The organism is Allobosea sp. GW823-FHT02B03, from assembly GCF_058797755.1.
The window spans coordinates 96736-120540 of sequence record NZ_JBXAJY010000007.1 but is presented as its reverse complement, the minus strand read 5'-3'; the positions used below and the strand labels follow the sequence as shown (position 1 = coordinate 120540).

The window sequence follows — 23805 nt, the reverse complement described above, 5'->3', positions numbered from 1 at the left end:
GTTAGATTTTCGTCAAGCGGTCATTTGCAGGCGGTCTTTTGGAAGGGAGTTCCAGCGTGGGGGGCGAGGCGACGGGACGAAAGCGCGGCCGTTATGCCGCGACCGATCTCAAGCGCGGCCTGATCCTGACCGCGGCGCGGGCGATCTTCGAGCGCGACGGGCTCGACGGGGCTTCCTTGCGGGCGATCGCGGCCGAAGCCGGCTACACCCCGGCGGCGCTCTATTTCCATTTCGACTCGAAGGAGGCGCTCTATGCCGAGGTGCTCGGCCAGTCGCTTGCGGCTTTGAGCGCCTTCGTCGACGCCGCGGTCGCGGGCGCGGAGACGCCGCCTCAGCGCTTTCGCGCGGCTGCGCTCGGCTTCTTCGACTTCTACGCCGCCAATCCGCGCGATCTCGATCTCGGCTTCTACCTGTTTCGCGGCGGCATGCGTCCGCACGGCCTCGGCCGCGAGCGTGACCGGGCGCTGAACGAGGCGCTGGAGGCGAGCCTGTCGCCGATCCGCGTCGCGGCGCGCGAACTCGGCGCGAATGCCGAGCTCGCAGACTTGATCATGGCCGATGCCTTCGCCCATGCTTCCGGCGTGCTCCTGCTGGCGCATACGCGGCGCATCCGGATGTTCGGGACGCCGCCGCGTACGCTGATGGAGCGCCATGTCGAAACGGAGCTGGACCGGCTCCAGCGCGGGGTATGACGTCGATGAGCCTGATGGATGCCGCTCGCTCGCGCCTCGTCATCGTCGATTTCCAGGCGCGGCTGATGCCGGCGATCCATGACGGGCCTCGCCTCGTTGCCAATGCCCGCCGGCTGGTCGATGCCGCCTTGCTGCTCGGCGTGCCCGTGCTGATGACCGAGGAGAACCCGGCGGGGCTGGGAACGACCGTCGCGGAGCTTGCCGGCGCCGGTCCCGTGATCGCCAAGATGAGCTTCGATTCCTGCGGCGAGCCGGCTTTTCTCGCGGCGCTGGCCGACGACGAGGATCTGATCCTCTGCGGCTGCGAGGCGCATGTCTGCTTCGGCCAGACCGTGCTTTCATTGCTGGCCCGCAGGCGCCGCGTCTTCGTGGTCCAGGATGCCGTCGGTTCGCGCGCGCCCGAGAGCAAGGAGGTGGCGCTGCGCCGCATGGAGCGCCATGGCGCCGAGATCGTCACCACCGAGATGGTGGTGTTCGAATGGCTGCGCACCGCCGAGCATCCGCAGTTCCGTGCCGCCAGCAAGCTGATCAAGTGAGCCCCGTGACCAAGCCCGCCATCTGGTATTTCGACATCATCTCGCCCTTCGCGCATCTCGCGCTGACGAAGCTCGACGAGATCCGCGCCTATCGGCCGGTCGAGCTGAAGCCGATCGTCTTCGGCGGCGTGCTCAAGGCCTGGGGCCAGCTCGGCCCGGCCGAGATCGCGCCCAAGCGCGTCCACACCTATCGTCTCGCCACGCATCTCGCCGAAGCCATGGGCGTCCCCTTCCGCTTTCCGCCGAGCCACCCGTTCAACCCGCTGGCGATGCTGCGCCTGCTGACAGCGCTGGAAGGCGACGAGCACGCGGTGGCGGAAGCCTTCCGCCTGGTCTGGGCCGAGGGGCGCGACGCCAACGACCTGCAAGTGCTCGGACTGGTGGCGATCGCCGGCGGCCAGCCCGACGCCGTCCAGGCGATCGGCTATCAGAACGTCAAGGACAGCCTGCGCCAGAACACGGAGGAGGCTGTCGCGGCGGGGATTTTCGGCGTGCCGAGCCTGCTGATCGACGGCGAGATCTTCTGGGGCGTCGATGCCATGGCGATGGCCTGCGACTATCTCGCGGCGCCCGAGGAATTCCTCGGCGGCGAGATGGCGAGGGTCTCGACCTTGCCGGCTTCGGTCCAGCGGCAGCTATAGAGCCGAATCCGATCGGATTGAATCGATCTGATCGGTGAATCCGTCTCTCACTTCTAAGGGAACCGCGGCGCAGCGAGCCAAGTTTCACCAAGTTGTCGGTTTAGGCCAAGGGCCGATGGCTGGATGATCCAGCCTGCCGACAGCGAAAGGAGAAGCCGATGCTGCGCCGTTCGTTCCTGAAAGTCGGTCTTGCCGGCCTTGCTGCTCCCGGCCTGATCCTGCGCGCGCAGGCGACCGAGCAGCCGCGGCCCGGCAGCCCCTTCATTGTCACCTATTTCGACGTGCCCGGGATCAAGGGCTCGCGCGACGTCACCGATGCCGGCGACGGTACGCTCTGGGTTTGCGGCCAGCGCAACGGCACGCTCGGGCGCTTCGATCCGCGCACCAGCCAGATCAAGGTGATCTCGCTCGGCGAGGGCGCGGCGCCGCATGGCGTGGTGCGCGGCCCGGACGGCGCCGCCTGGGTCACCGAGGGCGGCCAGAACGCCATCGCCCGGGTCGACGACAAGAGCCACGAGGTCCGGCTCTTTCCGCTGCCGGCGGGCCGCGAGCGCGCCAATCTCAACACCCCGGTCTTCGACAAGAAGGGCATTCTCTGGTTCAGCGGCCAGAACGGCATCATCGGCCGGCTCGATCCCAATTCCGGCAAGATGGAGGTGTTCGACGCCCCGCGCGGCGCCGGTCCCTATGGCATGACCCGCACTCCCTCGGGCGAAATCTGGTTCGCCTCGCTCGCCGGAAACTACATTGCGCGGGTCGATACCGAGACCGCTGCCTTCACAGTGGTCGACCCGCCGACCGAAGGGCAGGGCGCGCGCCGGGTCTGGTCGGATTCGAAGAACCGGATCTGGGTCAGCGAATGGAACTCCGGCCAAGTCTCGTCCTACGACACCGAGAGCGGCAGCTGGAAGGGCTGGAAGCTGCCGGGCGACAAGCCGCGGACCTATTCGGTCTATGTCGACGATGCCGACAAGGTCTGGCTCACCGATTTCGCCGCCAACGCCATCCTCCGCTTCGACCCGCTGACCGAGGGCTTCCACAGCTTCCCGAGCGACCGGGCAGGCGCCAATGTCCGGCAGATGGACGGGCGCTCCGGCGAGGCCTGGGGCGGGGAGAGCGGCACCAACCGGCTGGTCCGGATCCAGACCGTGAAGCCCGCGTGAGGCTGGGCCTTGCCGTGCTGACTGCATTGACGCTCGCCGGCGGCACGAGCGCGTCGGCCGATGAGTCAGGGCGCGGCGAGCTCTTGTTCCAGGGCTGCCGCTCCTGCCATGCGCTCGAGCCGGGCAGAGTCGCGATGGCCGGCCCGACCCTCGACGGGCTCGCCGGCCGGCTTTTCGGTGGGGCCGCCGGCTTCGATTACTCGCCGGCCTTCAATGCAATGCGCGAGAAGGGCCTGCGCTGGGACGCGGAGCGCCTCAAGGCCTATCTCCGCGATCCCGATTCGGTCGTGCCGGGCGGCTGGATGAGCCCGCCCGTCGGCCTTGGCGAGGCTGATCGGGCGGCGCTGGCAGAGTTCCTGCTGGAGCGCTGAAGCGTTTGATCAGAGCGGCTTCTTGATCCATTTGGCGATGACGCCGAGGATGCCCTCGCGGAAGAGCAGCACGCAGAGCACGAAGATCACGCCCTGGATGACCGTGACCCAGGCGCCGAGCGTGGCGAGGAAATTCTGCATCGAGACGATGACGAGGGCGCCGACGATCGGGCCGAAGATGGTCCCGAGCCCGCCGACCAGCGTCATCAGCACCACTTCGCCCGACATTGACCAGTGCACGTCGGTCAGCGAGGCCAGCTGGAAGACGATCGCCTTGGTCGAGCCGGCGAGCCCGGCCAGCATCGCCGAGAGCACGAAGACGGCGAGCTTGTACTGGTTGGCGCGATAACCGAGCGAGATGGCGCGCGGCTCGTTGTCCCGGATCGCCTTGCAGACCTGCCCGAAGGGCGAGTGGATGATGCGGTAGAAGGCGAGCAGCCCGGCCATGAAGATCAGCGCCACGACCCAATACAGGGTGCGGTCGTCGGCGAGGTTGATCATGCCGAAGAGCTTGCCGCGCGGCACGGCCTGGATGCCGTCCTCGCCGCCGGTGAAGCGCGGCGTCTGCAGCGAGAAGAAGAACACCATCTGGGCCAGCGCCAGGGTGATCATCGCGAAATAGATGCCCTGGCGACGGATGGCGAGCGAGCCGAAGACGAGGCCGAGGATCGCGGCGACGCCGGTGCCGACCAGGATCGCGAATTCCGGGTTGAGGCCCCAATGCTTGGCGGCATAGGCGCAGACATAGCTCGCCATGCCGAAATAGGCGGCATGGCCGAAGGAGAGCAGGCCGCCATAGCCGAGCAGGAGGTTGAAGGCGAGCGCGAACAGCGCAAAGCACAGCACCTTCATGACGAAGACCGGATAGGCCACAAAGGGCGCGATCACCAGCGCGATCGCGATGCCGATCATGACGTTGCGGTGCAGGCTCGCCGTGTCGCGCTCGGCTGCGGCGTGCGTCACGGAGCCGTCGGCGGGGAGGACGTCAGCCATGAGCGGCTCCTTCGAAACGAAGCGGCAGCGAGGCCGTGATGACGAGAGGCGCGCGCATCAGGCGGCGCGCCCGAACAGGCCGGCCGGCTTCACCAGCAGCACCAGCACCATGATGATGAAGATGACGGTGGCGGAGGCTTCCGGATAGAACACCTTGGTCAGGCCTTCGACCAGGCCGAGCGAGAAGCCGGTGACGATCGCGCCCATGATCGAGCCCATGCCGCCGATCACGACGACCGCGAAGACGACGATGATCAGGTCGGCGCCCATGTTGGGGTTGACCGAGTAGATCGGTGCCGCGAGCACGCCGGCGAAGGCGGCGAGCGCCACGCCGAAGCCGTATGTCAGGGTCACCAGCAGCGGCACGTTGATGCCGAAGGCCTGGGTCAGCGTCGCGTTCTCGGTGGCGGCGCGCAGATAGGCGCCGAGCTTGGTCTTCTCGATCATGAACCAGGTCGCGAGGCAGACCGCGATCGAGGCGACGACCACCCAGGCGCGATAGGTCGGCAGGAACATGAAGCCGAGATTGTAGCCGCCGCGCAGCGCGTCGGGAATCTGGTAGGGCAGGCCGGACGAACCGTACTGGTTGCGGAACAGACCCTGGATGATCAGCGCGAGGCCGAAGGTCAGCAGCAGCCCGTAGAGATGGTCGAGATGGGCGATCCGTGACAGGAACAATCGCTCGATGACGACGCCGGTAAAGCCGACGATCACGGGCGCCAGCAGGAGCGCGGCCCAGTAGTTCACGCCGAGATAGTTCAGGCACATCCAGGCGACGAAGGCGCCCATCATGTACTGCGCGCCATGGGTGAAGTTGATGATGTTGAGCAGGCCGAAGATCACCGCCAGCCCGAGGCTGAGGATGGCGTAGAACGAGCCGTTGATCAGGCCCAGCAGAAGCTGGCCGAACAGGGCTTGCGGCGGAATGCCAAGTAACTCGAACATGCGGATCTACCGTTCCCGACAACAGCGAATCCGGGGCCGTCTCGCGGCCCCGGAGCCTCGGATGGTGCGGAGGCTGTGGTCAGCCCCTCACTTCTTGACGAGCGGGCACTCGCTTTCGGAGAGCGGCTTGAAGGCGTCGTCGGCCTTCAGCACCGCGACCTGCTTGTAATAGTCCCACGGAGCCTTCGATTCAGACGGCTTCTTGACCTCGAACAGGTACATGTCGTGCATCTTGCGGCCATCGGCGCGGACCGAGCCCTTGCCGAACAGCGGGTCGTCCGTCGGCATTTCCTTCATCTTTGCCATCACCGCGGTCGGGTCCTTGCCCTTGGTCGCCTCGATCGCCTTGAGATAGTGCAGCATGCCCGAATAGACGCCGGCCTGGACCATGGACGGCTTCTTGCCGCCATTGGCCTTGGCGAAGCGCTCCGACCAGGCGCGGGTCCCGTCGTTGTTGTCCCAGTAGAACGCCTCGGTCAGGACGAGGCCCTGCGCCGTCTGCAGGCCGAGCGCATGCACGTCGGTGATGAAGACCAGGAGCCCGGCGAGCTTCTGCCCGGCCGAGGTGATGCCGAACTCGCCCGCCTGCTTGATCGAGTTGATCGTGTCGCCGCCGGCATTGGCGAGGCCGATGACCTTGGCCTTCGAGGCCTGGGCCTGCAGCAGGAAGGAGGAGAAGTCGGTGCCCGGGAAGGGCGTGCGCACCGCGCCGACGACCTTGCCGCCATTCTTGGTGACGATCGCGCCGGTGTCGCGCTCGAGCGCATGGCCGAAGGCGTAGTCGGCGGTCATGAAGAACCAGCTGTCGCCGCCGGCCTTCACCATCGCGCCGCCAGTGCCCTGCGCAAGGGCATAGGTGTCGTAGGTCCAGTGGATCGTGTTCGGCGAGCAGGCCTTGCCGGTCAGGTCCGAGGAGGCCGCGCCCGAATTGATGTGGATCTTGTTCTTTTCCTTGGTGATCTGGTTGACCGCCAGCGCGACCGACGAGGTGGGCACGTCGAGGATCGCGTCAACGCCGTCCTGGTCATACCACTGCCGGGCGATGGTCGAGCCGACGTCCGGCTTGTTCTGGTGGTCGGCCGAGACGATCTCGACCTTGATGCCCTTTTCCGCCGCCTTGAAGTCCTCGACGGCCATGCGGGCCGCGATCACCGAGCCTTCGCCCGAGAGGTCGGCGTAGAGGCCCGAGCGGTCGTTCATCACGCCGACCTTGACGCTGGTCTGGGCCTGGGCGGCACCGGCCGCCAGGGCGGCGAGCGCGGTCCCGAGAAGCAATGCTGTAGTCTTCATGCCGTTCCTCCACCTTATGTCTTTGTTCTGGACTGGTTCAGACGCCGAGATAGCCGTGCAGCTTGTCGATATTGGCGTCGAGCTCCTCGTTCGGGATCATGTCGATCACCTTGCCCTGCTCGACGATGTAGTGCCGGTCGGCGACGGTCTGGGCGAAACGGAAGTTCTGCTCGACCAGGACGATGGTGAAGCCCTTCTGCTTCAGCATGCGGATGGTCGCGCCGATCTGGTCGATGATGACCGGGGCGAGGCCCTCGGTCGGCTCGTCGAGCAAGAGCAGGTTGGCACCGGTGCGCAGGATCCGGCCGATCGCCAGCATCTGCTGCTCGCCGCCGGAGAGCTTGGTGCCCTGGCTGCGCAGCCGCTCCTTGATGTTGGGGAAGAGCTCGAAGATCTGCGCGACCGAGAGCCCTCCCGGCTTCACCTGCGGCGGCAGCATCAGGTTCTCCTCGACCGAAAGCGTCGAGTAGATGCCGCGCTCCTCCGGGACATAGCCGAGGCCGAGCCGCGCGATCGCGCGCGAGGGCAGGCCGATCGTCTCCTGGCCGCCGAAGCTGACCGAGCCCTTGCGCTTGCCGATCACGCCCATGATCGACTTCAGCGTCGTCGTCTTGCCGGCGCCGTTGCGCCCGAGCAGCGTCACCACCTCGCCCTCGCCGACGTCGAGATCGATGCCGTGCAGGACGTGGCTTTCACCGTACCAGGCCTCGAGGCCGCGCACCTTCAGCAGTGGCTTCGTCCCGGTCTGCGCCTTGCGCTCCAGGGTCGCTTCAATGGCCATGGCCGACTCCCGAGCCGATATAGGCCTCGACCACGCGCGGGTCCTTCGAGACCGTGGCGTAGTCGCCTTCGGCAAGGACCTGGCCGCGGGCGAGCACGGTGATACGGTCCGACAGCGAGGCCACCACCGAGAGGTTGTGCTCGACCATCAGGATGGTGCGGTTCTTCGAGACCTTGCGGATCAGTGTCGCGATCCGGTCGATGTCCTCGCGGCCCATGCCGGCCATCGGCTCGTCGAGCAGCAGCATTTCCGGATCAAGCGCCAGTGTCGTCGCGATCTCGAGCGCGCGCTTGCGGCCATAGGAGAGCTCGACGGCCGGCAGGTCGGCGAAGGCGGAGAGGCCGACCGCCTCGACCAGCGCCAGCGCCTCCTTGTCGAGCGAGCGCAGCACCTCTTCCGAACGCCAGAAATCGAACGAGTCGCCGCGCTTGCGCTGCAAGGCGATGCGCACATTGTTCATCACGCTGAGCTGCGGGAACACCGCCGAGATCTGGAAGGAGCGCACCAGCCCGAGCCGCGCGATCTCTGCCGGCTTCTGCCGCGTGATGTCGCGCCCATTATAGACGATCGAGCCGCGCGTCGGTGCGAGAAACTTGGTCAGAAGATTGAAACAGGTCGTCTTGCCGGCGCCGTTGGGGCCGATCAGCGCGTGGATCGTGCCTCGCTTGACGCTGAGGTCTACGCCATTGACTGCTGTGAAGCCGGCGAATTCTTTCGTAAGACCCGACGTCGAGAGAATAATATCCTCAGACATACAACTCACGCATGTCGGTCACCCCGTTCAACCTTGTTTGATCGTTTCCCCTAGTTCATCATGCTGCACCGCGCATATCACCCATGTCAACGGCGCGGGTGTGCGGGTTCGTCCATCCCGTTGTGCGACGGCGCCGGGCCTAGACCAAAGGTGTAGACCGAGTTGCAAGCTGAGTTCGCTTGTCGAGTGGCGCCCGGTCCAGGGATGCCGGTCGGGCTACGCAGCGCATCTTCCGATTGTCTGTGTCGCTTCTAGAATGGAAGTGCAGGGAAAAATCGTCGTTAGGTAATTGTTACAAGGCGTCTATGGATTGACGTAGCGTTCTGGCTTCGCGATCCTGTTTTCCTGGGTTTATGCGGAGCGTCCGTTATGTTCGTCTCCTTGCGACTGCTGTCTACCCTGCCGCTGACGATGCTCCTGATGGCGGCCTTTTGCTGGTTTTTCGTTCCGGCCCATGCCTTCGCGGAAGCGCGCGTCGCGCTGGTCGTCGGCAACGGCGCTTACGTAAACGTCGCATCGCTGGCAAACCCGCTGGGCGATGCGAAGGCGATGGCCGCCTCGCTCAGACGCCTGAATTTCGAGGTCGTCGAGGGCTACGACCTGAACGTCGTGGAGATGACCCGAATCGTTCACGAATTCGCCAGGAGGATGGAGGGGGCGAAGGTCGGCCTGATCTTCTATGCCGGGCACGGAATTGCCGTTGGCGATGAGAATTATCTGCTGCCCGTCGATGTCGATCTGAAGTCTGAATCCGATCTCGATTTTCGCGCGGTCAATCTCGATTTCGTCATCCGGCAGATGCAGCGTGAGGAGCGCGTCAACATCGTCGTGCTCGATGCCTGTCGCGACAATCCCTTCGCATCGCGCTTCAGCACCAGAACGCGGTCGATCACGCGCGGGCTCGTTCCGGTCGAACCGCGCGGCGCCTCCGGCACGCTGATCGCCTTCGCGACGGACCCGCGTGCTGTGGCGTTCGACGGCGAGGGTGGCGGGAACAGCCCCTTCACCGCGGCGCTGCTCAGGCACATGGAAACCCCGGAGATATCGATCACGACGGTGATGGACCGTGTGCGGGCCGACGTCTGGGAGGCCACCGGAAAACGGCAGAAGCCATGGACCAACTCATCGATCATCGGTGAGTTTCGGCTGAACCCGGTATCACCGACGGCAACAGCGCCGGCGCTGGAAGCCGCGAGCTCCGCAGCGTCCGGTGCCGAGGCCTCAGTTGCCGCCATCGGCCGGCTCGCAAGGCTCGACGAGCGCGTTCCGAGCCAGCGCCCTTCGGCCGTCGACTCGTTGGGGGCCGGCGATGCGCTGGCGCGCGAAACCGGTTCGCGGGAAACGGAGGCGGCAATGAAACTCGGCCCTTCCGATTATCGGGAGCTGCACGCGCGGCTTCGCGCGAGTGGGTTTGGAAGCGGGCGGCCGAGCGGCTGGTTCGGCGCGCGCGAGCGGGAGGCGGTGCGGCAATGGCAGCTCTCGCGCAGGATTCCGGCCACGGGCTTCTTCACCGACGCACAGGTGAAGGCGCTGGTCGGCCAGAGCGAAAGCGCCTATCGCCGCAGCCTGGACGCGGAACCGCCAGTGTCGCCGGCTCGAAAGCCGAGGAATGCGAGGCCTGTCGAGGAACCGCCGCGCTCCGTACTGCAACGCGGGCGGGCCGCCGCTCCCGCGCAGGCAGAGCCGGGCGGTGCGCGCGCCGCGGCTCCGGCAGCCACCTTCATCGATCCGGTTCTGCGGGGGCGCGATCGGTCCTGGCCCGATCTGGGGCGCTACCCGAAGCCCGCGGAAGGGCGGTAGGCGGCAGGCCATTGGTCTGGGCCTATGGCGAAATCGCCCGCGCCTCATGGACTCGGCGCACGCTTGTCCATGTTGCAACCGCACCGGGGGCTCGGCTAGTCCTTGAGGGGAACGCTCCTCCTCATTCCCAGTGGCAAAGGCATCACGATGAAGAAGGTCTATCCCGATGCGGCGGCAGCGCTCGCCGGCATCGTCAAGGACGGCATGACCATCATGGCCGGCGGCTTCGGTCTTTGCGGCATCCCCGACAAGCTGATCGAGGCGATCCGCAATTCCGGCGCCAAGAACCTGACCTTCATCTCAAACAATGCCGGCGTGGATGGAGCCGGCCTCGGCATCCTGCTCGAGACCAAGCAGATCAAGAAGATGATCAGTTCTTACGTCGGCGAGAACAAGCTCTTCGCCGAGCAGTACCTTTCCGGCCAGCTCGAGCTCGAATTCAACCCGCAGGGCACGCTCGCCGAGCGCATCCGCGCCGGCGGCGCCGGCATCCCGGCCTTCTTCACCAAGACCGGCGTCGGCACGCTGATCGCCGAAGGCAAGGAGGAGCGCGAGTTCGACGGCGAGCGCTACATCATGGAACGCGGCCTCTTCGCCGACATCTCGATCGTCCATGCCTGGAAGGGCGATACCGAGGGCAACCTCGTCTACCGGAAGACGGCGCGCAACTTCAATCCGATGATGGCTTCGGCCTCGCGCATGACGATCGCGCAGGTCGAGCATCTCGTCCCGGCCGGCGAGATCGATCCCGACCACATGCACACCCCCGGCATCTTCGTGAAGCGGATCGTCCATGTGGCGAACCCGGCGAAGCGCATCGAACAGCGCACCGTCCGCAAGCGCGAAACGGTCTGAGAAGGAGATCACGCACATGGCCTGGACCCGTGAACAGATCGCCGCTCGCGCCGCCAAGGAGCTGAAGGACGGCTTCTACGTCAATCTCGGCATCGGCATCCCGACGCTCGTCTCGAACTACATCCCCGACGGCATGAGCGTGCAGCTCCAGTCGGAGAACGGCATGCTCGGTATGGGCCCCTTCCCCTATGAGGGCGAGGAGGATCCCGACCTGATCAACGCCGGCAAGCAGACCATCACCGAGCTGCCGACGACGAGCTATTTCTCGTCCTCCGACTCCTTCGGCATGATCCGCGGCGGCCATATCGATCTTTCCATCCTCGGCGCCATGCAGGTTGCGGAGAATGGCGACCTCGCCAACTGGATGATCCCCGGCAAGATGGTGAAGGGCATGGGCGGCGCCATGGACCTCGTCGCCGGCGTCAAGAAGGTCGTCGTGGTGATGGAGCATGTCGCCAAGAACAAGGACGGCTCGGAATCGCCGAAGCTGCTCAAGGCCTGCGACCTGCCGCTGACCGGCGCCGGCGTCGTCGACATGGTGATCACCGATCTCGGCGTCTTCACCGTCGACGAGAACGGCGGCGGCATGACCCTGATCGAGCTCGCCGACGGCGTTTCGCTCGACGAGATCAAGAGCAAGACCGAAGCGCCGTTCAAGGTCGCCCTGTAATCGCAGACGTCATGGCCGGGCTTTGCCCGGCCATCTCCTGGATAACGGAACTCCGGCAATGAAGGGCGCAGCTCAGCTGCGCCCTTTCTCCCAGCCCGCCCGCACCAGCTCGGGCACGTCGTGCTCTTCCACCGGGAAGCCGACGCAGAGATAGCCGACCAGCTTCCATTCCGGCGGCGCCTCGACGATCCGCCGCACCGCGTCTGGATCGAGGATCGAGACCCAGCCGACGCCGACCCCGTGGGCACGCGCCGCAAGCCAGAACTGCGTGATCGCGGCGACGACCGAATAATCCAGCATTTCCGGCATGGTCCGCCGGCCGAGGCCGTGGCCCTGACCGGTGCCGTGGTCGCAGAACACCGCGAACTGCTCCGGCGCCTCGCGCAATCCCTCTAGCTTCAGCGAGGCGTAGAGCCGCGCCTGCTCGCCCTCGTAATCGGCGAGCGCTGCGGCGTTGCAGGCCGCGAAGCTCGCCTGTACCGCCGCGCGCTGCTCGAGGTCGCGCAGCCGGACCCAGCGCCAGGGCTGCGAATGGCCGACCGAGGGCGAAAGCTGCATCAGAGCGAGGAGCTTCTCCAGCAGCGCTTCCGGTAGGGTGTCCGTGCGGAAGCGTCGGACGTCGCGGCGCCAGGCCAGCAATTCGCCGAGCTTCGCAGTGAAGGCCTCATCGAAGGAGGGCGCTGCACTCAAGGCTCAACCCTGCGCGGCGATCGCGTGGAAGAAGGAGCCGGTGACCAGGCCGCGCCGGCTGCCGGCCGGGACGGGGGCCGAGCCGTGCGGGTCGCCGACCATGGCGAGCGGGGGATCCTCGCCTTGCGAGACGATGCTGGCATAGTGGAATTCGTGCCCGCTCAGCCGCCCGCCCGCCGCGCCGAGCGGGCAATCGGCCTGCAGCACGGCATTGCGGTAGCCGAGATTCATCTTGCGCCTGGCAAAACTGGTCTCGACCGAGAGCAATCCGGCCATGGCATGGCTCGCGCCGTCGGCGTCGGTCAGGCTCCTGCCCAGCACCATGTAGCCGCCGCACTCGCCATGGACCGGGCGTGTGCGCGCAAAGCTGCGCAGACCGCCTAGGAAGCGCGAGGCGGCGGCGATCCGCCCGGCATGCAGTTCGGGATAGCCGCCCGGCAGCCAGCAGGCGTCGCATTCCTCCGGGGGCGCTTCGTCGGCGAGCGGCGAGAAGGGAAGGAGTTCGGCGCCCTGCGCCCGCCAGCTGGCCTCTACATGCGGGTAGACGAAACTGAAGGCGGCATCGCGTGCGATGGCGATCCGTTTTCCCGGTGCGGGCAGGGCCGGTAGGGCCTCGCCCGATGCCGGCAGCGTCGTCGCACCGGCGGCGGCGACGACCGCATCGAGATCGACCGCCGCTGCGACCGCCTCCGCCAGTGCATCGAGCCGGGCATGCAGATCGGCGGTTTCGCCGGCCTGCACCAGCCCGAGATGGCGCTCGGGCAGGATCAGGCTGGCTTCGCGCGGCAGGGCGCCGAAGACAGGCAGGCCGATCCGCTCCATGCCGGCCGCGGCAAGCCGGCGATGGCGCTCGCTCGCGACCTTGTTGAGGATGACGCCGGCAATCCTGATGCGCGGATCATAGAGCTTGCAGCCGAGCGCGACGGCGCCCGCTGATTGCGCCTGTCCTGAGACGTCGACGACGAGCACGACAGGCCAGCCGAACAGCGCGGCGATATCGGCGCTGGCGCCGGTATGGCCTTCCCGTCCCGGGACCCCGTCGAACAGCCCCATCGAGCCTTCGGCGACGATGACGTCCACAGCCTCCGCTGCCGAGCCGGCGATGCCGAAAAGCAGGGCGTCGGGCATGGCATAGCTGTCGAGATTGGCACTGGGTGCGCCTGTCGCAGCCGCATGGAAGGCAGGGTCGATATAGTCCGGCCCGCATTTCAGACCGCGCACGGAAAGCCCGCGGCGGACCAGCGCCCGTTGTAGGCCGAGCGTGATCGTGGTCTTGCCGGAGCCGGAGCGCGGCGCGGCGACGAGCAGGCCCTTGGCCGTCATGCCTGGCCTCCGTTCGGCCGGAAGCGGCGATCATAGCCGGCGGAATACAGCGCACTCTCGCCGAAATCCTCGGAGCCGAGCGCCGGGCCGACCAGGATCAGCGCGGTGCGCTCCAGTGCGGCTGCGCGGACCTCTGCGACGATGCTCGCAAGCGTGCCGCGCAGTACGCGCTCATCGGGCCAGGAGGCGCGAAACACGACCGCCACCGGGCAATCGGCGCCGTAGAACGGGGTGAGTTCGGCAGAAACCTGCTCGATCACATGGATCGAGAGATGGACGGCGAGCGTCGCGCCCGAGGCGGCGAAGGTCGCGAGCTTCTCTTTCTCGGGCATGGCCGAGGCGCGGCCGGAGGTTCGGGTCAGTACCAGCGATTGCGCCAGCCCCGGCAGGGTCAATTCGCGCTTCAGCGCGGCCGCGGCCGCGGCGAAGGCCGGCACGCCCGGCGTGATCTCATAGGGGATGCCGAGCGCTTCCAGCCGGCGCATCTGCTCGCCGACGGCGCTCCAGATCGAGATGTCGCCGGAGTGCAGGCGGGCGACGTCCTTGCCTTCGGCATGCGCAGCCTCGATTTCGGCGATGATCGCGTCGAGATCGAGCGGGGCGGTGTCGACGATGCGCGCATCCGGTGGGCACCAGCCGAGCATCGCCTTAGGGATCAGCGACCCCGCATAGAGGCAGACCGGGCAGGACGCGATCAGGTCGCGCCCGCGCAAGGTGATCAGGTCGGCGGCGCCTGGGCCGGCGCCGATGAAATGCACTGTCATCAGGAATTCCCGTCCGCTTCGGCGCCGCGCGCGAGCGCACAGGTGACGCGGCTCGTCGCGATCCGTGGCTGCACCAGGACGGCGCCCGGCCCGGCCGCCGCGAGCGCTGCGGCTTCCGCGACGGAGCCGACGCCGTAGAGACCGGCGATGCGGCTCGAGCGCGTCGCGCAGGCGGCCTCGAAACCGGCCAGCGCCTCGTCGGGAATGGCGACGAGTGTCAGGTCATGGGCCTGTGCCAGGGCGGAAAGCCCCGGCTCGTCGCGACGCGACGCCAGAGTGGCGAGGCGCGTCAAGGCCGAGCGTGCGAGGCCGGCGACGGCCAGCGTTTGGTCGAGACAGGCTTCTATCTCGGCCGCCGCCGTCCCCGGACGCAGCCCGATCCCGGCGGTGATCATGTGCCAGACCTCTCTTGGTCATCCCGGACGGAGCGCAGCGAAGATCCGGGATCCATTCCGGAACCACTTTCGGCAAGGCTCCGGAATGGATCCCGGGTCTCCCTTCGGTCGCCCGGGATGACAAGGAACTGTCGGACAAGAGCGCGCGAATTCAAGGCTTCACCACCCGCCATTGCGTCACCGGCATCGCAGGGCGCCAGCCATGCATCGTTCCGACGGGGTCGAGATGGGCGATGCCGATGCGGCGCAGATTGCCGCCATGCTGCGCGAACAACGCTGCGAGCCGGGCTTCGCCTTCGAGCGTCACCGCATTTGCGACCAGCCGGCCTCGCGGCTTCAGCGCCGCGAAAGCCGCCTCGAACAGGCCAGGCTCGGCCAGTCCGCCGCCGATGAAGACTGCGTCGGGGGAAGTCTTGCCGGCAAAGCTTCCGGGAGCCTTGCCCTCGACGATCTCGATCGGTGGCGCGCCCAGCGCCAGCCGGTTGCGGCCGATGCGTGCCGCCCGCTCCGGCCGCTCCTCGAAGGCGATGGCGCGGTTATGGCGATGGCGCAGGCACCATTCGATGCCGATCGAGCCTGAGCCGGCGCCGACATCCCAGAGCAGTTCGCCTGCGCGCGGCGCGAGAGCCGAGAGCGTGATCGCGCGGATGTCGGCCTTGGTCAGCTGGCCGTCGTTCTCGAACCATTCGTCGGCCAGCCCGTTGGCCAGAGGCAGGATTTGGGCATCGTCGCCGGCGACGACGCTGACCGCCAGCATGTTGAGCGGCACGATCCCGTCCAACGCGAAATCCTGCGCGCGTGTCTCGCGAATGCGCTCCTTCGGGCCGCCGAGCGCTTCCAGCACGGCGAGAGGACTGGCGCCGAGGCCGCGTTCCGACAGAAGCGCCGCGACCGCGGCCGGAGTCGATTCGTCCCAGGACAGTGCCAGGATGCGTGCGCCCGGCTGCAGCAGCGGGATGATGCGCTGCAGCGCCCTCCCATGCAGGGAGACCAGCGCGCACTCCTCCTGCGGCCAGCGCATCCGCGTACAGGCCATCGAGAACGCCGACAATTGCGGGATAACCCGCATTTCCTCCGGGGCGAGCGCCTTGGTCAGCCCGGCGCCGATGCCGTAATGGAACGGGTCGCTGGTCGCCAGCACGCAGACCGCCCGGCCGCGTTCCGCGAGGATCGCCGGCAGCGCGTTTCGGAAGGGCTGGGGCCAGGCCCTGGCCTCTCCGGGGACGTCGCCGATCAGCTTGAGATGACGCTCGCCACCGAAGACGATCTCCGCCTGCCTCAGGGCAGCGAGGGCATCGGCACATAGCCCGGAAGGCCCATCCTCGCCGAGCCCGACCAGGGAGAGCCATGGGCCGGTCGGCCCCGTGCTCGACAGTTCACCGGTTTCGCGCGAAAACTGATTCATGACGGTCCTCATCCTAGGCGGCACGAGCGAAGCGGCTGCACTTGATCAGCTTCTGGCTGAGCAGGCCCCCGAAATCCGTGCCGTGATCTCCCTGGCCGGGCATACATCCGACCCGCGGCCGCTGTTGCTGCCGAGCCGTATCGGCGGCTTCGGCGGCATTGCCGGCCTGCGTGAATATCTCGTCGAGGAAGGCGTCGTCGCAGTCATCGATGCGACCCATCCCTTCGCCGCGATCATGCCCTATCACGCCGAAGCCGCCTGCAAGGCCGAGGGCGTGCCGCTGCTGGCGATCCGGCGCGAAAGCTGGCGGCCGCAAGCTGGCGACCGCTGGCGCAGCGTGCCCGACATCGGGGCCGCCGTCGAGGCGCTGGGTACGGAGCCGCAGCGCGTCTTCCTGACCATCGGCCGGCTCGAGCTGCCGCAATTCTTCGCCGCCCCGCAGCATCGCTATCTTATCCGGGTGATCGAGCCTGTCGGCGAGCTGCCCTTGCCGCATGCCAAGGTGCTGCAGCAGCGCGGGCCCTTCGAGGCCGAGGCCGAGGAGAGGCTGATGCACCGCGAGGGCACGCAGATCCTGGTCAGCAAGAATGCCGGTGGCCCGATGACGCTCGGCAAGCTCGTCGCGGCGCGCCGGCTCGGCCTGCCCGTCGTCATGGTCGAGCGGCCACCCAAGCCCGATGTCGAATACGTCACCCATATCGATCAGGTTCTGCCCTGGCTGGTGGCGCAGGGGCTCTTCGTCACCGAGCGCGGCGTATAGACGAACGGCGCCTTTCCCTCGCGTGCGATCAGGCGTGTGCCGCTCGCGCCGATCATCACCAGCGTCGCCATGTCGGCTGAGCCGGCAGTTTCATGGGCTTCGGCCAGCGTCAGAATGCGCAGCGCCTCGTCGGCTCGCCCAATCGAGCGCGCGAACAGCACCGGGGTTTCCGGCGCCCGGACGGAAAGGGCGAGCTCCAGCGCCTTGCCAAGCTGCCAGGGCCGCGCCTTCGAGATGGGATTGTAGAGGCAGATCACCAGATCGGCACGCAGCACCGCTTCCAGCCGGGCGGTGACGACCTCCCAGGGCTTCAGGTTGTCGGACAGCGAGATCGCGCAGAAATCGCTGCCGAGCGGGGCGCCGGCCGCCGCCGCCGCCGCCAGCATCGCGGTCACGCCGGGCTCAACTGTGATCGCAAGCTCGCGCCAGCCGGGCTCTCCAGCCTCGACGGCCTCGAACACTGCCGCCGCCATGGCGAAGACGCCGGGATCGCCGCCGGAGACCACCGCGACGCGCTTGCCTGCCGCGGCCAGTTCCAGCGCGTGCCGCGCCCGGTCGATCTCGACGCGGTTGTCGCTGGCATGCTTCGTCTGGCCACTCTGGGCGGGGATGCGGTCGAGATAGGGGCCGTAGCCGATGAGATCGCTCGCCGCATCGAGCGCCGCCTGCGCCGCCGGCGTCAGATAGCGGGCCTCGCCGGGACCAAGGCCGACGACGGTGAGCGAGCCGGTCACAGCCGCCGCCCTTCGCCGGGCACCAGGATCATCGAGAAATAGGGCGCCTCGTCATCGGACTTCTCGGCCAGACGGATGACGCGCTGGTCGGCCATGGTGGCGCGTTCGACATAGATGGCGCGGTTGATCAGCCCGGAGGCCTTCAGGGCGCGCCGGACCTTGGGCAGGTTGCGGCCGAGCTTCATGATCACCGCCGCATCGGTGTCGACGAGGCGGCGCGTCAGCTCGCCCTCGGCGAGCGTGCCAGGCAGCACGGTCATCACGTCGTCGCCCCAGGTGATCGGGGCGGCTGCCCGCGTCCAGGCACCGGCCATGCCGGTGACGCCAGGGACCACCTCGGTCGGGAAGCGCTGGGCGAGGCGCCGCCAGAGATGCATGAACGAGCCGTAGAAGAACGGGTCGCCGTCGCAGAGCACCGCGATGGTGCGGCCGGCCTCCATCTCGTCCGCGAGCCTTGCGGCAGCGGCATCGTAGAAGGCGGCGATCGGCCCGCTATAGCCTTCCTCCTCGACAGGCACTTCGGTCGTCACCGGGAAGGCGAGCTCGATCTCGCGGGCGGCGTCGGGCGGGATGATCGCGTCGGCCGTGACGCGGGCATTGCCGCGCCGGCCGCGCTTGCAGAAGTGCACGAGACGGTCGGCCTTCAGGATGATGTCGCGGGCGCGCACGGTCATGTAGTCGGGATCGCCGGGGCCGAGGCCGACGCCGAAGAGCAGGGTGCGGGGGGCTTGTTCGCTCACCCTCTCACTCCTTCACCTGCGCCAGCGCATTGACCGCCGCCGCCGCCATCGCCGAGCCGCCACGCCGGCCATGCACCACGAGGAAAGGCACGCGCCCGTCCAGCGCCAGCGCCTCCTTCGATTCCGCCGCGCCGACGAAGCCGACGGGGATGCCGATCACGGCCGCCGGCTTCGGCGCGCCGGCATCGAGCATGTCGAGCAGGCGGAATAGCGAGGTCGGCGCGTTGCCGATCACCACGACACTCCCCTCCAGATGCGGGCGCCAGAGCTCCATCGCCGCCGCCGAGCGGGTCGTGCCCATCTCCTGCGCCAGCTTCGCCACGCTGGGATCGGCGAGCGTGCAGATCACCTCGTTGCCGGCGGGAAGCCGGGTGCGGGTGACGCCGTCGGCGACCATGCGGGCATCGCAGAGGATCGGCGCGCCCTTGGCGAGTGCAGCTTCCGCCGTCGCTGCAAAGTCCGGCGACATCGCCACGTCCTTCGGCAGGTCGGTCATGCCGCAGGCATGGATCATCCGCACCACGACGCGTTCGGCGGTACCGGAAAAGCCCGACAGGTCGGATTCGGCCCTGATGATGGCGAAGGAGCGCTCGTAGATCGCGGCTCCGTCGCGGAGATAGGCGTGACGCGTGTTCAAACTTTCATTCCCGATGGCGCGCGGCGGTTTCGAGCCGCGCGCGGATGTCCTGACCCGGTTCGAGCCGGCGCACAAGTTCCGCCAGCGTCAGATGCGCGATTGGCCTGTCGCGGGTGCCGCCGGCGAGGATGACGTCGTAGCCTGCCTCACCGGCCAGGAGGGTGAGATCGGCGGCGTCCTGGCGGGCGCAGGACTTGGCGCAGCCCGAGACGTGAAGCGTCAGCCCGTCTGCCAGCAGGGGCGCGAGAGCCTCGGACAAGGTCTCGGCATCGGCGAGCGTCGGCGCAGCCGCACGGTCGCAGGCCGGCGCGCCGGCACAGGCGGAGACGGGCAGGCGTGGGTCGCGCGGCGAGAGCACGAGACCTTGCTTCACCAGGGCGGCGGCGAGCTCCTCGGTAGCGGCGAACGAAACCCCGCAGAAGCCGAGGCCCCGCCAGGGCGAAAGCCGGATCTCTTCGACAGTGAAACGCTCGGCGAGTTCCGAGAGGCGCGCCAGGCCCGCGGCGTCGCTGCGGCCGAAAGGCAGGGCGGCGAGAACTGCGAAGCGGCCGTCCCGCTCGGCCGCGATCCCGACCGGGGCGGGAGACGGGCGGATCGCCGGCGTCGACATGGCCGAAAGCCCGCAAGCGGCGGAAAGGGCGATCAGCGCCTTGTCGTCGAGCTCGCGCATGCGCCGGACCTCGCCGCGTCGTACACGCTCATCGGCAGCGAAGCCGGCGAGAAGCATTGCGGCGATCGCTGGTGCACTCGTTGGATCGACCGGCCCGAACCAGAGCCCGCCCGGCAGACCGAAGGCGACAGCCTCTGCCGCGACGGCACGCAAACGCAAATCGGCCGCGAAACCGTCGAGCGCGAGAGCGCCGCCACCATCGACCACGATCGAGAATTTCGCGGGCAGTCCCGCGATATGGCGGCCCGCGCTTTCGACTGCTGCGGCCAGGGCGGCGGCATCGAGCAACTCGCCTGCTTCACGGCCGGCGAGCGGCGAAGCCAGCACCAAACGGTGCGGCCCGTCCCCTGTCGCCTCGTCGACCAGCCCGGCTTCGAGCAGTTCCGCGACCAGGACCGGATGCGATGCTTCGCGCACGCCGCGCAGCTGGAGGTTGCCGCGACTCGAAATCTCGATCTGGCCGTTGCCATGGCGGACCGCCAATTCGCTGACGAAGGCCAGCTGCGCCGGTGCAAGTCTTCCGCGTGGCGGGTGGAGCCGCACCAGCCAGCCATCGCCGGTCTGCATCGGCCGCAAGGTGCCGGGGCACCAGCCGCGGCGCATCGTTTCGGGAGTGGGCAGGCTCATTCCGCAGCCTCCCGCTCGGCGGCGAGAAGCGCCGCGGAATTCAGTCGGCTGTGCCAGAGCCCGCGCGTCTGTGCCTCCGCAAGGCGCGAGCGGATCGAGGCGGCGGCCGGCGCATTGGCCTCCTCCAGCGCTCGCCAGACGGCCGGATCGCCGCAATAGGCCTGGAACACCGCATCGAACAGGGCGTCGGAGACGGCGTCCGTACTCGCCGCGTAGACGAAAAGCGCGTCGACCGCCTCGGCGAGTTCGGCCGCACCACGCCAGCCATGGGCGAGATGGCTTTCGATCCAGCGGGGATGGCAGAGCCTGCCATGGACGATGCGCGAGACATCCTCGGCGAGCGTCCGGGCCTTCGGAGCCTGAGGATCTGAGGTGTCGAGGCTGTAGGTCGCGGCGTTTCCGCCCAGAGCCTGCATCGCCGCGACGAAGCCGCCGATGACATCGGCCGCGCTCGTCGCTTCCAGAATGTCGCGCCCGGCGGTGTCGCTGGCATGGATGAAAGCATCGGCGCCTGCGACCCGCGCGGCGAACCCGGCATCGGCCCGCCCGGTTCCCTCCACCCCGCCATAGGCATGGCCGCTGGCGGCGAGATAGGCGGCGCCGAGTTCGTCGCGCGAACGCCAGTCGCCGTCGAGCGCCCGGTCGGCCATCGCCGCGCCGTAGCGGCCGGGCGCCGCGCCGAAGATCCGGGCGCCGGTCTCGCCGCGCCGGCGGGCGGCGGCCGGCTCGTTCCATTCGTCCGGCTCGTCGAGCGCCGCGACGGCCCTGGTGGCCGCGTCGAGCAGGGCGATCTGCGCCGGGAACGTGTCGCGGAAAGCGCCGGAAATGCGGATCGTCACGTCGAGCCGGGGCTGCGCGAGCTTGGCCTGCGGCGTGATCGCAAAGCCGGTGACCCGGGTCGAGCCATGGTCCCAGATCGGTGCGACCCCCATCAGATGCAGCGCGTGCGCGATGTCCTCGCCGCCTGAGCGCAGGGTCGGCGAGGCCCAGAGATCCATGACGATGCGGCGCGGATAGTCGCCCTGCTCCTGCAGGTGACGCGCGATTACGGCTTCGGCCGCGAGCACCCCCAGTCTGGCGGCGGCGCGCGTCGGCACGGCGCGCGGATCGAGCGTCGAGAGGTTGCGCCCGGTCGGCAGCACGTCCGGCCGGCCGCGCTGCGGTGCTCCGGCCGGACCGGGCGGTACGAACCGGGCATCGAGGGCCCGCAGCAGGTTGCGCCGCTCGTTCGCCGCGGAGACTGGATCGACCTTCGAGCTGCCGAAGACGTGCAGCCCGTCGCGGAACTGCATCTCGGCGAGATCGCAGAGATGCGCGTCGAGCGCCGCGAGCGCGCTCGGCATGTCCTGGTCCGGCGTGACGCCGCACGCTGCGGCGAGGCCGCTCGCCTGCGCCCGGTCGAGGATCTCGCGCGCTACGATGCCCGCTCGGCGTGGGTCGAGCACCTGCGCCTGCGAATACTCCTCTACGAGCTCGCGGAGCAGGGCCGCATCGCCGGCAGCCTCGCTAGCGGCCAATGGCGGGGGGAGGTGTCCGAGTGTCAGGGCGGAGAGCCGGCGCTTGGCCGGTGCCGCCTCGCCGGGGTCGTCGACCACATAGGGATAGATCACCGGTAGCGCACCGATCGCGAGGCGCGGCCAGCACGATGCGGAGAGCGCCACCGCCTTGCCCGGCAGCCATTCGGTGGTGCCATGGGTGCCGAGATGGATCAGGGCGTCGGCCCGTTCGATCTCGCGCAGGCCGAAATAGAAGGCGAGATAGGCGTGGCCCGGCGGCGCGTCGGGATCGTGATAGCGCGCCTTGCGGTCGGGCGTCGCGTCGCGGGCCGGCTGCAGGGCGATGGCGAGCTTGCCGAAACGGACGATCCGGAAACGGAAGGCCTCGCCGTCGCAGGCTGCATCGGCTTCTGGCCGACCATGGCTGGCGAGAAGAGCGTCGCGGGCGGTCGCCGGAATGGTGGAGAGCCAGGCGCGATAGGCGGCGAGCGGGACGGTGAAGTCGGCGGAACCCTCGGTGAGTGCGGACATCATGTCTGCACTGACCCTTCCACCTTCTGCGCGGTCGTCCCGGACGAAGCGAAGCGGAGATCCGGGACCCCTGCCTGGACCTTTGGCGGAGGGGCTCAGGCATGGATCCCGGGTCTCCCTGCGGTCGCCCGGGACGACGGCGTCGAGGGGAGATGGACCGATATCATAGCCCGCTTCGCCCAGCAGTTCCCGGATCGCCAGTGCGCTCGCAGGCGTATCGAGCCCGACAGCGAACCCGGCGCGGCCGCCGCGTGCGGGATAGTCGGACATCACCAGCGCGATTTGGCGCTCGCTGTGCGGCTTGCGGCCGAGCGCGACCCAGTTCGCCGCGAGATCGGCGAGCGCCGCGATGCCGTCGGCATCAGGTGCGAGCCGCCGCAATGTCAGGCCGGTCGCTGGATCGGCGATCTCCTGCTTGAAGGCAACGGGGATCGCGCCAAGCCTGCCGTCGAACTCCGGCAGCGCCGCCTGCATGGCTAGGTCGGCGGCGGAAAGTCCGCGCGGCGAGGCTTCCCAGGCATCGCGGAGGCTGCCGACCGGGACGGCCTGCAATATCGGGCAATCGGCGGCGTCGAGCACGAAGCCCTCGCCCTCGCGCGCCGAGAAGGCGGTGGTGGTGACGATCAGGGCCGGCTTGCGTGCAGCGATCAGCCCGGCGAGCCCGGCTGCGACGGCCTCGTCCTTGAGACTGGTCAGGGCGAGCGGAAGCGGGGCGAGGCCGCGTGCGGCGAGAGCCGTGGAGATCGCCTCGACCATCGCCGTGTCGCCGGCGGCGACGCCGGAACGGTAGACGAGGATGGGGACCAGCGGGGCGTCGGCCGGCAGCGTGGCGAGCGCGTCACGCCAGGGTTTGGGCGTGGCGTTGGGGCCCAGGGCAAAGAGCGTGGGGAGGGCGATTGGAGCAAGGTCGCGCGGGCCCTCATCCCCCTGCCGGGACCTTCTCCCCCAAGGGGAGAAGGGGGCTGCCAGTGCCGCTTCGTCCTTCTCCCCTCGGGGAAGAAGGTGGCCCGGCGAAGCCGGGTCGGATGAGGGCAGCGCGGCGAGATAGCCATCGATCCGCCCCAGCAGCCGCCGCATGTTCTCGGAGCCGCCGCCGGCATGGAAATAGCCGAGCAGCGCTGCTGCGAGCGCCGGCGGCACCGTGCCATGGTCGGCCAGCCGTTCATCCTCCCGGTCGTCGCCGGGCAGCACGGCGAGCGCCACGCCGTTCTGCCGGCAGGCGGCGCCGACCTGCTCGATGCCGTAGCGCCAGCTGTCGAGCCCGCCAAGGCAGCGCAGCAGCACGAAGCGCGAGCGGCTCAGCGTCTTTTCGATCAGCATGTCGATCGAGAGCGGATGCTTGAAGCGCCGCAGGGGCACGAGGCGGATGGCGAGGCCGCTATCGGCAGCGGCCGCCACCGCCGAAAGATCGCTGTCGCTGAAGGAGAGGACGATGATGTCTCCCGGCGGCAAGGCGAGGTCGACGGCGTCCTCACCGTCGTCGAGCCTCACCTCGCTGGTCGGAAGCAGATGCATCGCATCACTTTCTGAACACGCTGGCCG

General features: G+C 68.3%; 24 protein-coding genes. 9 read left to right on the top strand and 15 right to left on the bottom strand.

Annotated elements, in window-relative coordinates; translation table 11 throughout:
• Nucleotides 1-56 precede the first annotated feature (56 nt).
• The 5 genes from AC1REK_RS23380 (at nucleotide 57) to AC1REK_RS23360 (ending at nucleotide 3403) form a co-directional block, all read left to right on the top strand.
• Nucleotides 57-692 carry a TetR/AcrR family transcriptional regulator gene (locus AC1REK_RS23380; RefSeq protein WP_492269748.1) on the top strand — a complete coding sequence of 212 codons (636 nt, stop codon included), beginning with the start codon at nucleotides 57-59 and terminating at the stop codon, nucleotides 690-692.
• 5 nt (nucleotides 693-697) lie between these two features.
• Entirely contained in the window at nucleotides 698-1228 is a 531-nt protein-coding gene (locus AC1REK_RS23375; protein WP_492269835.1) for a hydrolase, read from the top strand.
• Nucleotides 1229-1233: 5 nt separating this feature from the next.
• Nucleotides 1234-1869 carry a 2-hydroxychromene-2-carboxylate isomerase gene (locus AC1REK_RS23370; RefSeq protein WP_492269749.1) on the top strand — a complete coding sequence of 212 codons (636 nt, stop codon included), beginning with the start codon at nucleotides 1234-1236 and terminating at the stop codon, nucleotides 1867-1869.
• A 158-nt stretch (nucleotides 1870-2027) separates the two neighbouring features.
• On the top strand, nucleotides 2028-3032 hold the full coding sequence (locus tag AC1REK_RS23365) for a Vgb family protein (protein ID WP_492269750.1): 1005 nt from the start codon (nucleotides 2028-2030) through the stop codon (nucleotides 3030-3032).
• On the top strand, nucleotides 3029-3403 hold the full coding sequence (locus tag AC1REK_RS23360; RefSeq protein WP_492269751.1) for a c-type cytochrome: 375 nt from the start codon (nucleotides 3029-3031) through the stop codon (nucleotides 3401-3403). The genes AC1REK_RS23365 and AC1REK_RS23360 overlap by 4 nt, the downstream gene beginning before the upstream one ends.
• 9 nt (nucleotides 3404-3412) lie before the next feature.
• On the opposite strand, the gene AC1REK_RS23355 is transcribed toward AC1REK_RS23360, so the two are convergent.
• The 5 genes from AC1REK_RS23355 to AC1REK_RS23335 form a co-directional block, all read right to left on the bottom strand.
• Nucleotides 3413-4396 carry a branched-chain amino acid ABC transporter permease gene (locus AC1REK_RS23355; RefSeq protein WP_492269752.1) on the bottom strand — a complete coding sequence of 328 codons (984 nt, stop codon included), beginning with the start codon at nucleotides 4394-4396 and terminating at the stop codon, nucleotides 3413-3415.
• 57 nt (nucleotides 4397-4453) lie between these two features.
• On the bottom strand, nucleotides 4454-5341 hold the full coding sequence (locus tag AC1REK_RS23350; protein ID WP_316020420.1) for a branched-chain amino acid ABC transporter permease: 888 nt from the start codon (nucleotides 5339-5341) through the stop codon (nucleotides 4454-4456).
• An 87-nt stretch (nucleotides 5342-5428) separates the two neighbouring features.
• Nucleotides 5429-6631, bottom strand: a complete 1203-nt coding sequence (locus tag AC1REK_RS23345; protein ID WP_066478815.1) for an ABC transporter substrate-binding protein — start codon at nucleotides 6629-6631, stop codon at nucleotides 5429-5431.
• Between the two features lie 37 nt (nucleotides 6632-6668).
• The gene (locus AC1REK_RS23340) at nucleotides 6669-7412 is read right to left on the bottom strand and encodes an ABC transporter ATP-binding protein (protein ID WP_492269753.1); all 744 of its coding nucleotides are present in this window, start codon (nucleotides 7410-7412) and stop codon (nucleotides 6669-6671) included.
• The gene (locus AC1REK_RS23335; RefSeq protein WP_066478818.1) at nucleotides 7402-8166 is read right to left on the bottom strand and encodes an ABC transporter ATP-binding protein; all 765 of its coding nucleotides are present in this window, start codon (nucleotides 8164-8166) and stop codon (nucleotides 7402-7404) included. The genes AC1REK_RS23340 and AC1REK_RS23335 overlap by 11 nt, the downstream gene beginning before the upstream one ends.
• A 369-nt stretch (nucleotides 8167-8535) precedes the next feature.
• Between AC1REK_RS23335 and AC1REK_RS23330 the strand changes: the two genes are divergently transcribed.
• From AC1REK_RS23330 to AC1REK_RS23320, 3 genes are all read left to right on the top strand, one after another.
• Nucleotides 8536-9966, top strand: coding sequence for a caspase family protein (locus AC1REK_RS23330; protein WP_492269754.1), 1431 nt, complete (start codon nucleotides 8536-8538; stop codon nucleotides 9964-9966).
• Nucleotides 9967-10113: 147 nt separating this feature from the next.
• A complete protein-coding gene (locus AC1REK_RS23325) occupies nucleotides 10114-10821 on the top strand; it encodes a CoA transferase subunit A (protein ID WP_492269755.1) in 708 nt (235 codons plus the stop codon).
• A 16-nt stretch (nucleotides 10822-10837) separates the two neighbouring features.
• The gene (locus tag AC1REK_RS23320) at nucleotides 10838-11491 is read left to right on the top strand and encodes a CoA transferase subunit B (protein WP_316020424.1); all 654 of its coding nucleotides are present in this window, start codon (nucleotides 10838-10840) and stop codon (nucleotides 11489-11491) included.
• 72 nt (nucleotides 11492-11563) lie between these two features.
• Here the strand turns inward: AC1REK_RS23320 and bluB are convergent, their stop codons facing one another.
• From bluB to cbiE, 5 genes are all read right to left on the bottom strand, one after another.
• Nucleotides 11564-12181, bottom strand: a complete 618-nt coding sequence (gene bluB / locus AC1REK_RS23315; RefSeq protein WP_492269756.1) for a 5,6-dimethylbenzimidazole synthase — start codon at nucleotides 12179-12181, stop codon at nucleotides 11564-11566.
• A 3-nt stretch (nucleotides 12182-12184) separates the two neighbouring features.
• Nucleotides 12185-13504, bottom strand: coding sequence for a cobyrinic acid a,c-diamide synthase CobB (locus AC1REK_RS23310; protein ID WP_492269757.1), 1320 nt, complete (start codon nucleotides 13502-13504; stop codon nucleotides 12185-12187).
• A complete protein-coding gene (gene cobM, locus AC1REK_RS23305; protein WP_492269758.1) occupies nucleotides 13501-14268 on the bottom strand; it encodes a precorrin-4 C(11)-methyltransferase in 768 nt (255 codons plus the stop codon). Before cobM ends, AC1REK_RS23310 begins: the two co-directional genes overlap by 4 nt.
• The gene (locus tag AC1REK_RS23300) at nucleotides 14268-14663 is read right to left on the bottom strand and encodes a cobalamin biosynthesis protein (RefSeq protein WP_492269759.1); all 396 of its coding nucleotides are present in this window, start codon (nucleotides 14661-14663) and stop codon (nucleotides 14268-14270) included. The genes cobM and AC1REK_RS23300 overlap by 1 nt, the downstream gene beginning before the upstream one ends.
• 151 nt (nucleotides 14664-14814) lie before the next feature.
• Nucleotides 14815-16068 carry a precorrin-6y C5,15-methyltransferase (decarboxylating) subunit CbiE gene (gene cbiE / locus AC1REK_RS23295; protein ID WP_492269760.1) on the bottom strand — a complete coding sequence of 418 codons (1254 nt, stop codon included), beginning with the start codon at nucleotides 16066-16068 and terminating at the stop codon, nucleotides 14815-14817.
• On the opposite strand from cbiE, the gene AC1REK_RS23290 reads away from it, so the two are divergent.
• Nucleotides 16067-16828: a cobalt-precorrin-6A reductase gene (locus AC1REK_RS23290; protein WP_327521064.1), complete on the top strand. Its 762-nt coding sequence runs from the start codon at nucleotides 16067-16069 to the stop codon at nucleotides 16826-16828. The two genes, cbiE and AC1REK_RS23290, sit on opposite strands and share 2 nt — an antisense overlap.
• Here AC1REK_RS23290 and cobJ read toward each other — a convergent pair.
• The 5 genes from cobJ to cobN are packed head-to-tail and all read right to left on the bottom strand — an operon-like array spanning nucleotide 16771 to nucleotide 23778.
• Entirely contained in the window at nucleotides 16771-17562 is a 792-nt protein-coding gene (gene cobJ / locus AC1REK_RS23285; protein ID WP_492269761.1) for a precorrin-3B C(17)-methyltransferase, read from the bottom strand. The two genes, AC1REK_RS23290 and cobJ, sit on opposite strands and share 58 nt — an antisense overlap.
• A complete protein-coding gene (locus AC1REK_RS23280; protein WP_492269762.1) occupies nucleotides 17559-18302 on the bottom strand; it encodes a precorrin-2 C(20)-methyltransferase in 744 nt (247 codons plus the stop codon). The genes cobJ and AC1REK_RS23280 overlap by 4 nt, the downstream gene beginning before the upstream one ends.
• 4 nt (nucleotides 18303-18306) lie before the next feature.
• The gene (locus tag AC1REK_RS23275) at nucleotides 18307-18939 is read right to left on the bottom strand and encodes a precorrin-8X methylmutase (protein WP_492269763.1); all 633 of its coding nucleotides are present in this window, start codon (nucleotides 18937-18939) and stop codon (nucleotides 18307-18309) included.
• A 4-nt stretch (nucleotides 18940-18943) separates the two neighbouring features.
• On the bottom strand, nucleotides 18944-20236 hold the full coding sequence (gene cobG / locus AC1REK_RS23270) for a precorrin-3B synthase (protein WP_492269764.1): 1293 nt from the start codon (nucleotides 20234-20236) through the stop codon (nucleotides 18944-18946).
• Complete coding sequence (gene cobN / locus AC1REK_RS23265) at nucleotides 20233-23778, bottom strand: cobaltochelatase subunit CobN (protein WP_492269765.1); 3546 nt, start codon at nucleotides 23776-23778, stop codon at nucleotides 20233-20235. Before cobN ends, cobG begins: the two co-directional genes overlap by 4 nt.
• Nucleotides 23779-23805: the final 27 nt, after the last annotated feature.

Excerpts from the sequence above, each read along its gene's own strand:
- AC1REK_RS23375 (WP_492269835.1), top strand. The coding sequence starts at position 698 with ATGAGCCTGATGGATGCCGCTCGCTCGCGCCTCGTCATCGTCGATTTC.
- AC1REK_RS23365 (WP_492269750.1), top strand. The coding sequence starts at position 2,028 with ATGCTGCGCCGTTCGTTCCTGAAAGTCGGTCTTGCCGGCCTTGCTGCT.
- AC1REK_RS23355 (WP_492269752.1), bottom strand. The coding sequence starts at position 4,396 with ATGGCTGACGTCCTCCCCGCCGACGGCTCCGTGACGCACGCCGCAGCC.
- AC1REK_RS23350 (WP_316020420.1), bottom strand. The coding sequence starts at position 5,341 with ATGTTCGAGTTACTTGGCATTCCGCCGCAAGCCCTGTTCGGCCAGCTT.
- AC1REK_RS23345 (WP_066478815.1), bottom strand. The coding sequence starts at position 6,631 with ATGAAGACTACAGCATTGCTTCTCGGGACCGCGCTCGCCGCCCTGGCG.
- AC1REK_RS23340 (WP_492269753.1), bottom strand. The coding sequence starts at position 7,412 with ATGGCCATTGAAGCGACCCTGGAGCGCAAGGCGCAGACCGGGACGAAG.
- AC1REK_RS23335 (WP_066478818.1), bottom strand. The coding sequence starts at position 8,166 with ATGTCTGAGGATATTATTCTCTCGACGTCGGGTCTTACGAAAGAATTC.
- AC1REK_RS23330 (WP_492269754.1), top strand. The coding sequence starts at position 8,536 with ATGTTCGTCTCCTTGCGACTGCTGTCTACCCTGCCGCTGACGATGCTC.
- AC1REK_RS23325 (WP_492269755.1), top strand. The coding sequence starts at position 10,114 with ATGAAGAAGGTCTATCCCGATGCGGCGGCAGCGCTCGCCGGCATCGTC.
- AC1REK_RS23320 (WP_316020424.1), top strand. The coding sequence starts at position 10,838 with ATGGCCTGGACCCGTGAACAGATCGCCGCTCGCGCCGCCAAGGAGCTG.
- AC1REK_RS23310 (WP_492269757.1), bottom strand. The coding sequence starts at position 13,504 with ATGACGGCCAAGGGCCTGCTCGTCGCCGCGCCGCGCTCCGGCTCCGGC.
- cobM (WP_492269758.1), bottom strand. The coding sequence starts at position 14,268 with ATGACAGTGCATTTCATCGGCGCCGGCCCAGGCGCCGCCGACCTGATC.
- AC1REK_RS23300 (WP_492269759.1), bottom strand. The coding sequence starts at position 14,663 with ATGATCACCGCCGGGATCGGGCTGCGTCCGGGGACGGCGGCGGCCGAG.
- AC1REK_RS23290 (WP_327521064.1), top strand. The coding sequence starts at position 16,067 with ATGACGGTCCTCATCCTAGGCGGCACGAGCGAAGCGGCTGCACTTGAT.
- cbiE (WP_492269760.1), bottom strand. The coding sequence starts at position 16,068 with ATGAATCAGTTTTCGCGCGAAACCGGTGAACTGTCGAGCACGGGGCCG.
- cobG (WP_492269764.1), bottom strand. The coding sequence starts at position 20,236 with ATGAGCCTGCCCACTCCCGAAACGATGCGCCGCGGCTGGTGCCCCGGC.
- cobN (WP_492269765.1), bottom strand. The coding sequence starts at position 23,778 with ATGCATCTGCTTCCGACCAGCGAGGTGAGGCTCGACGACGGTGAGGAC.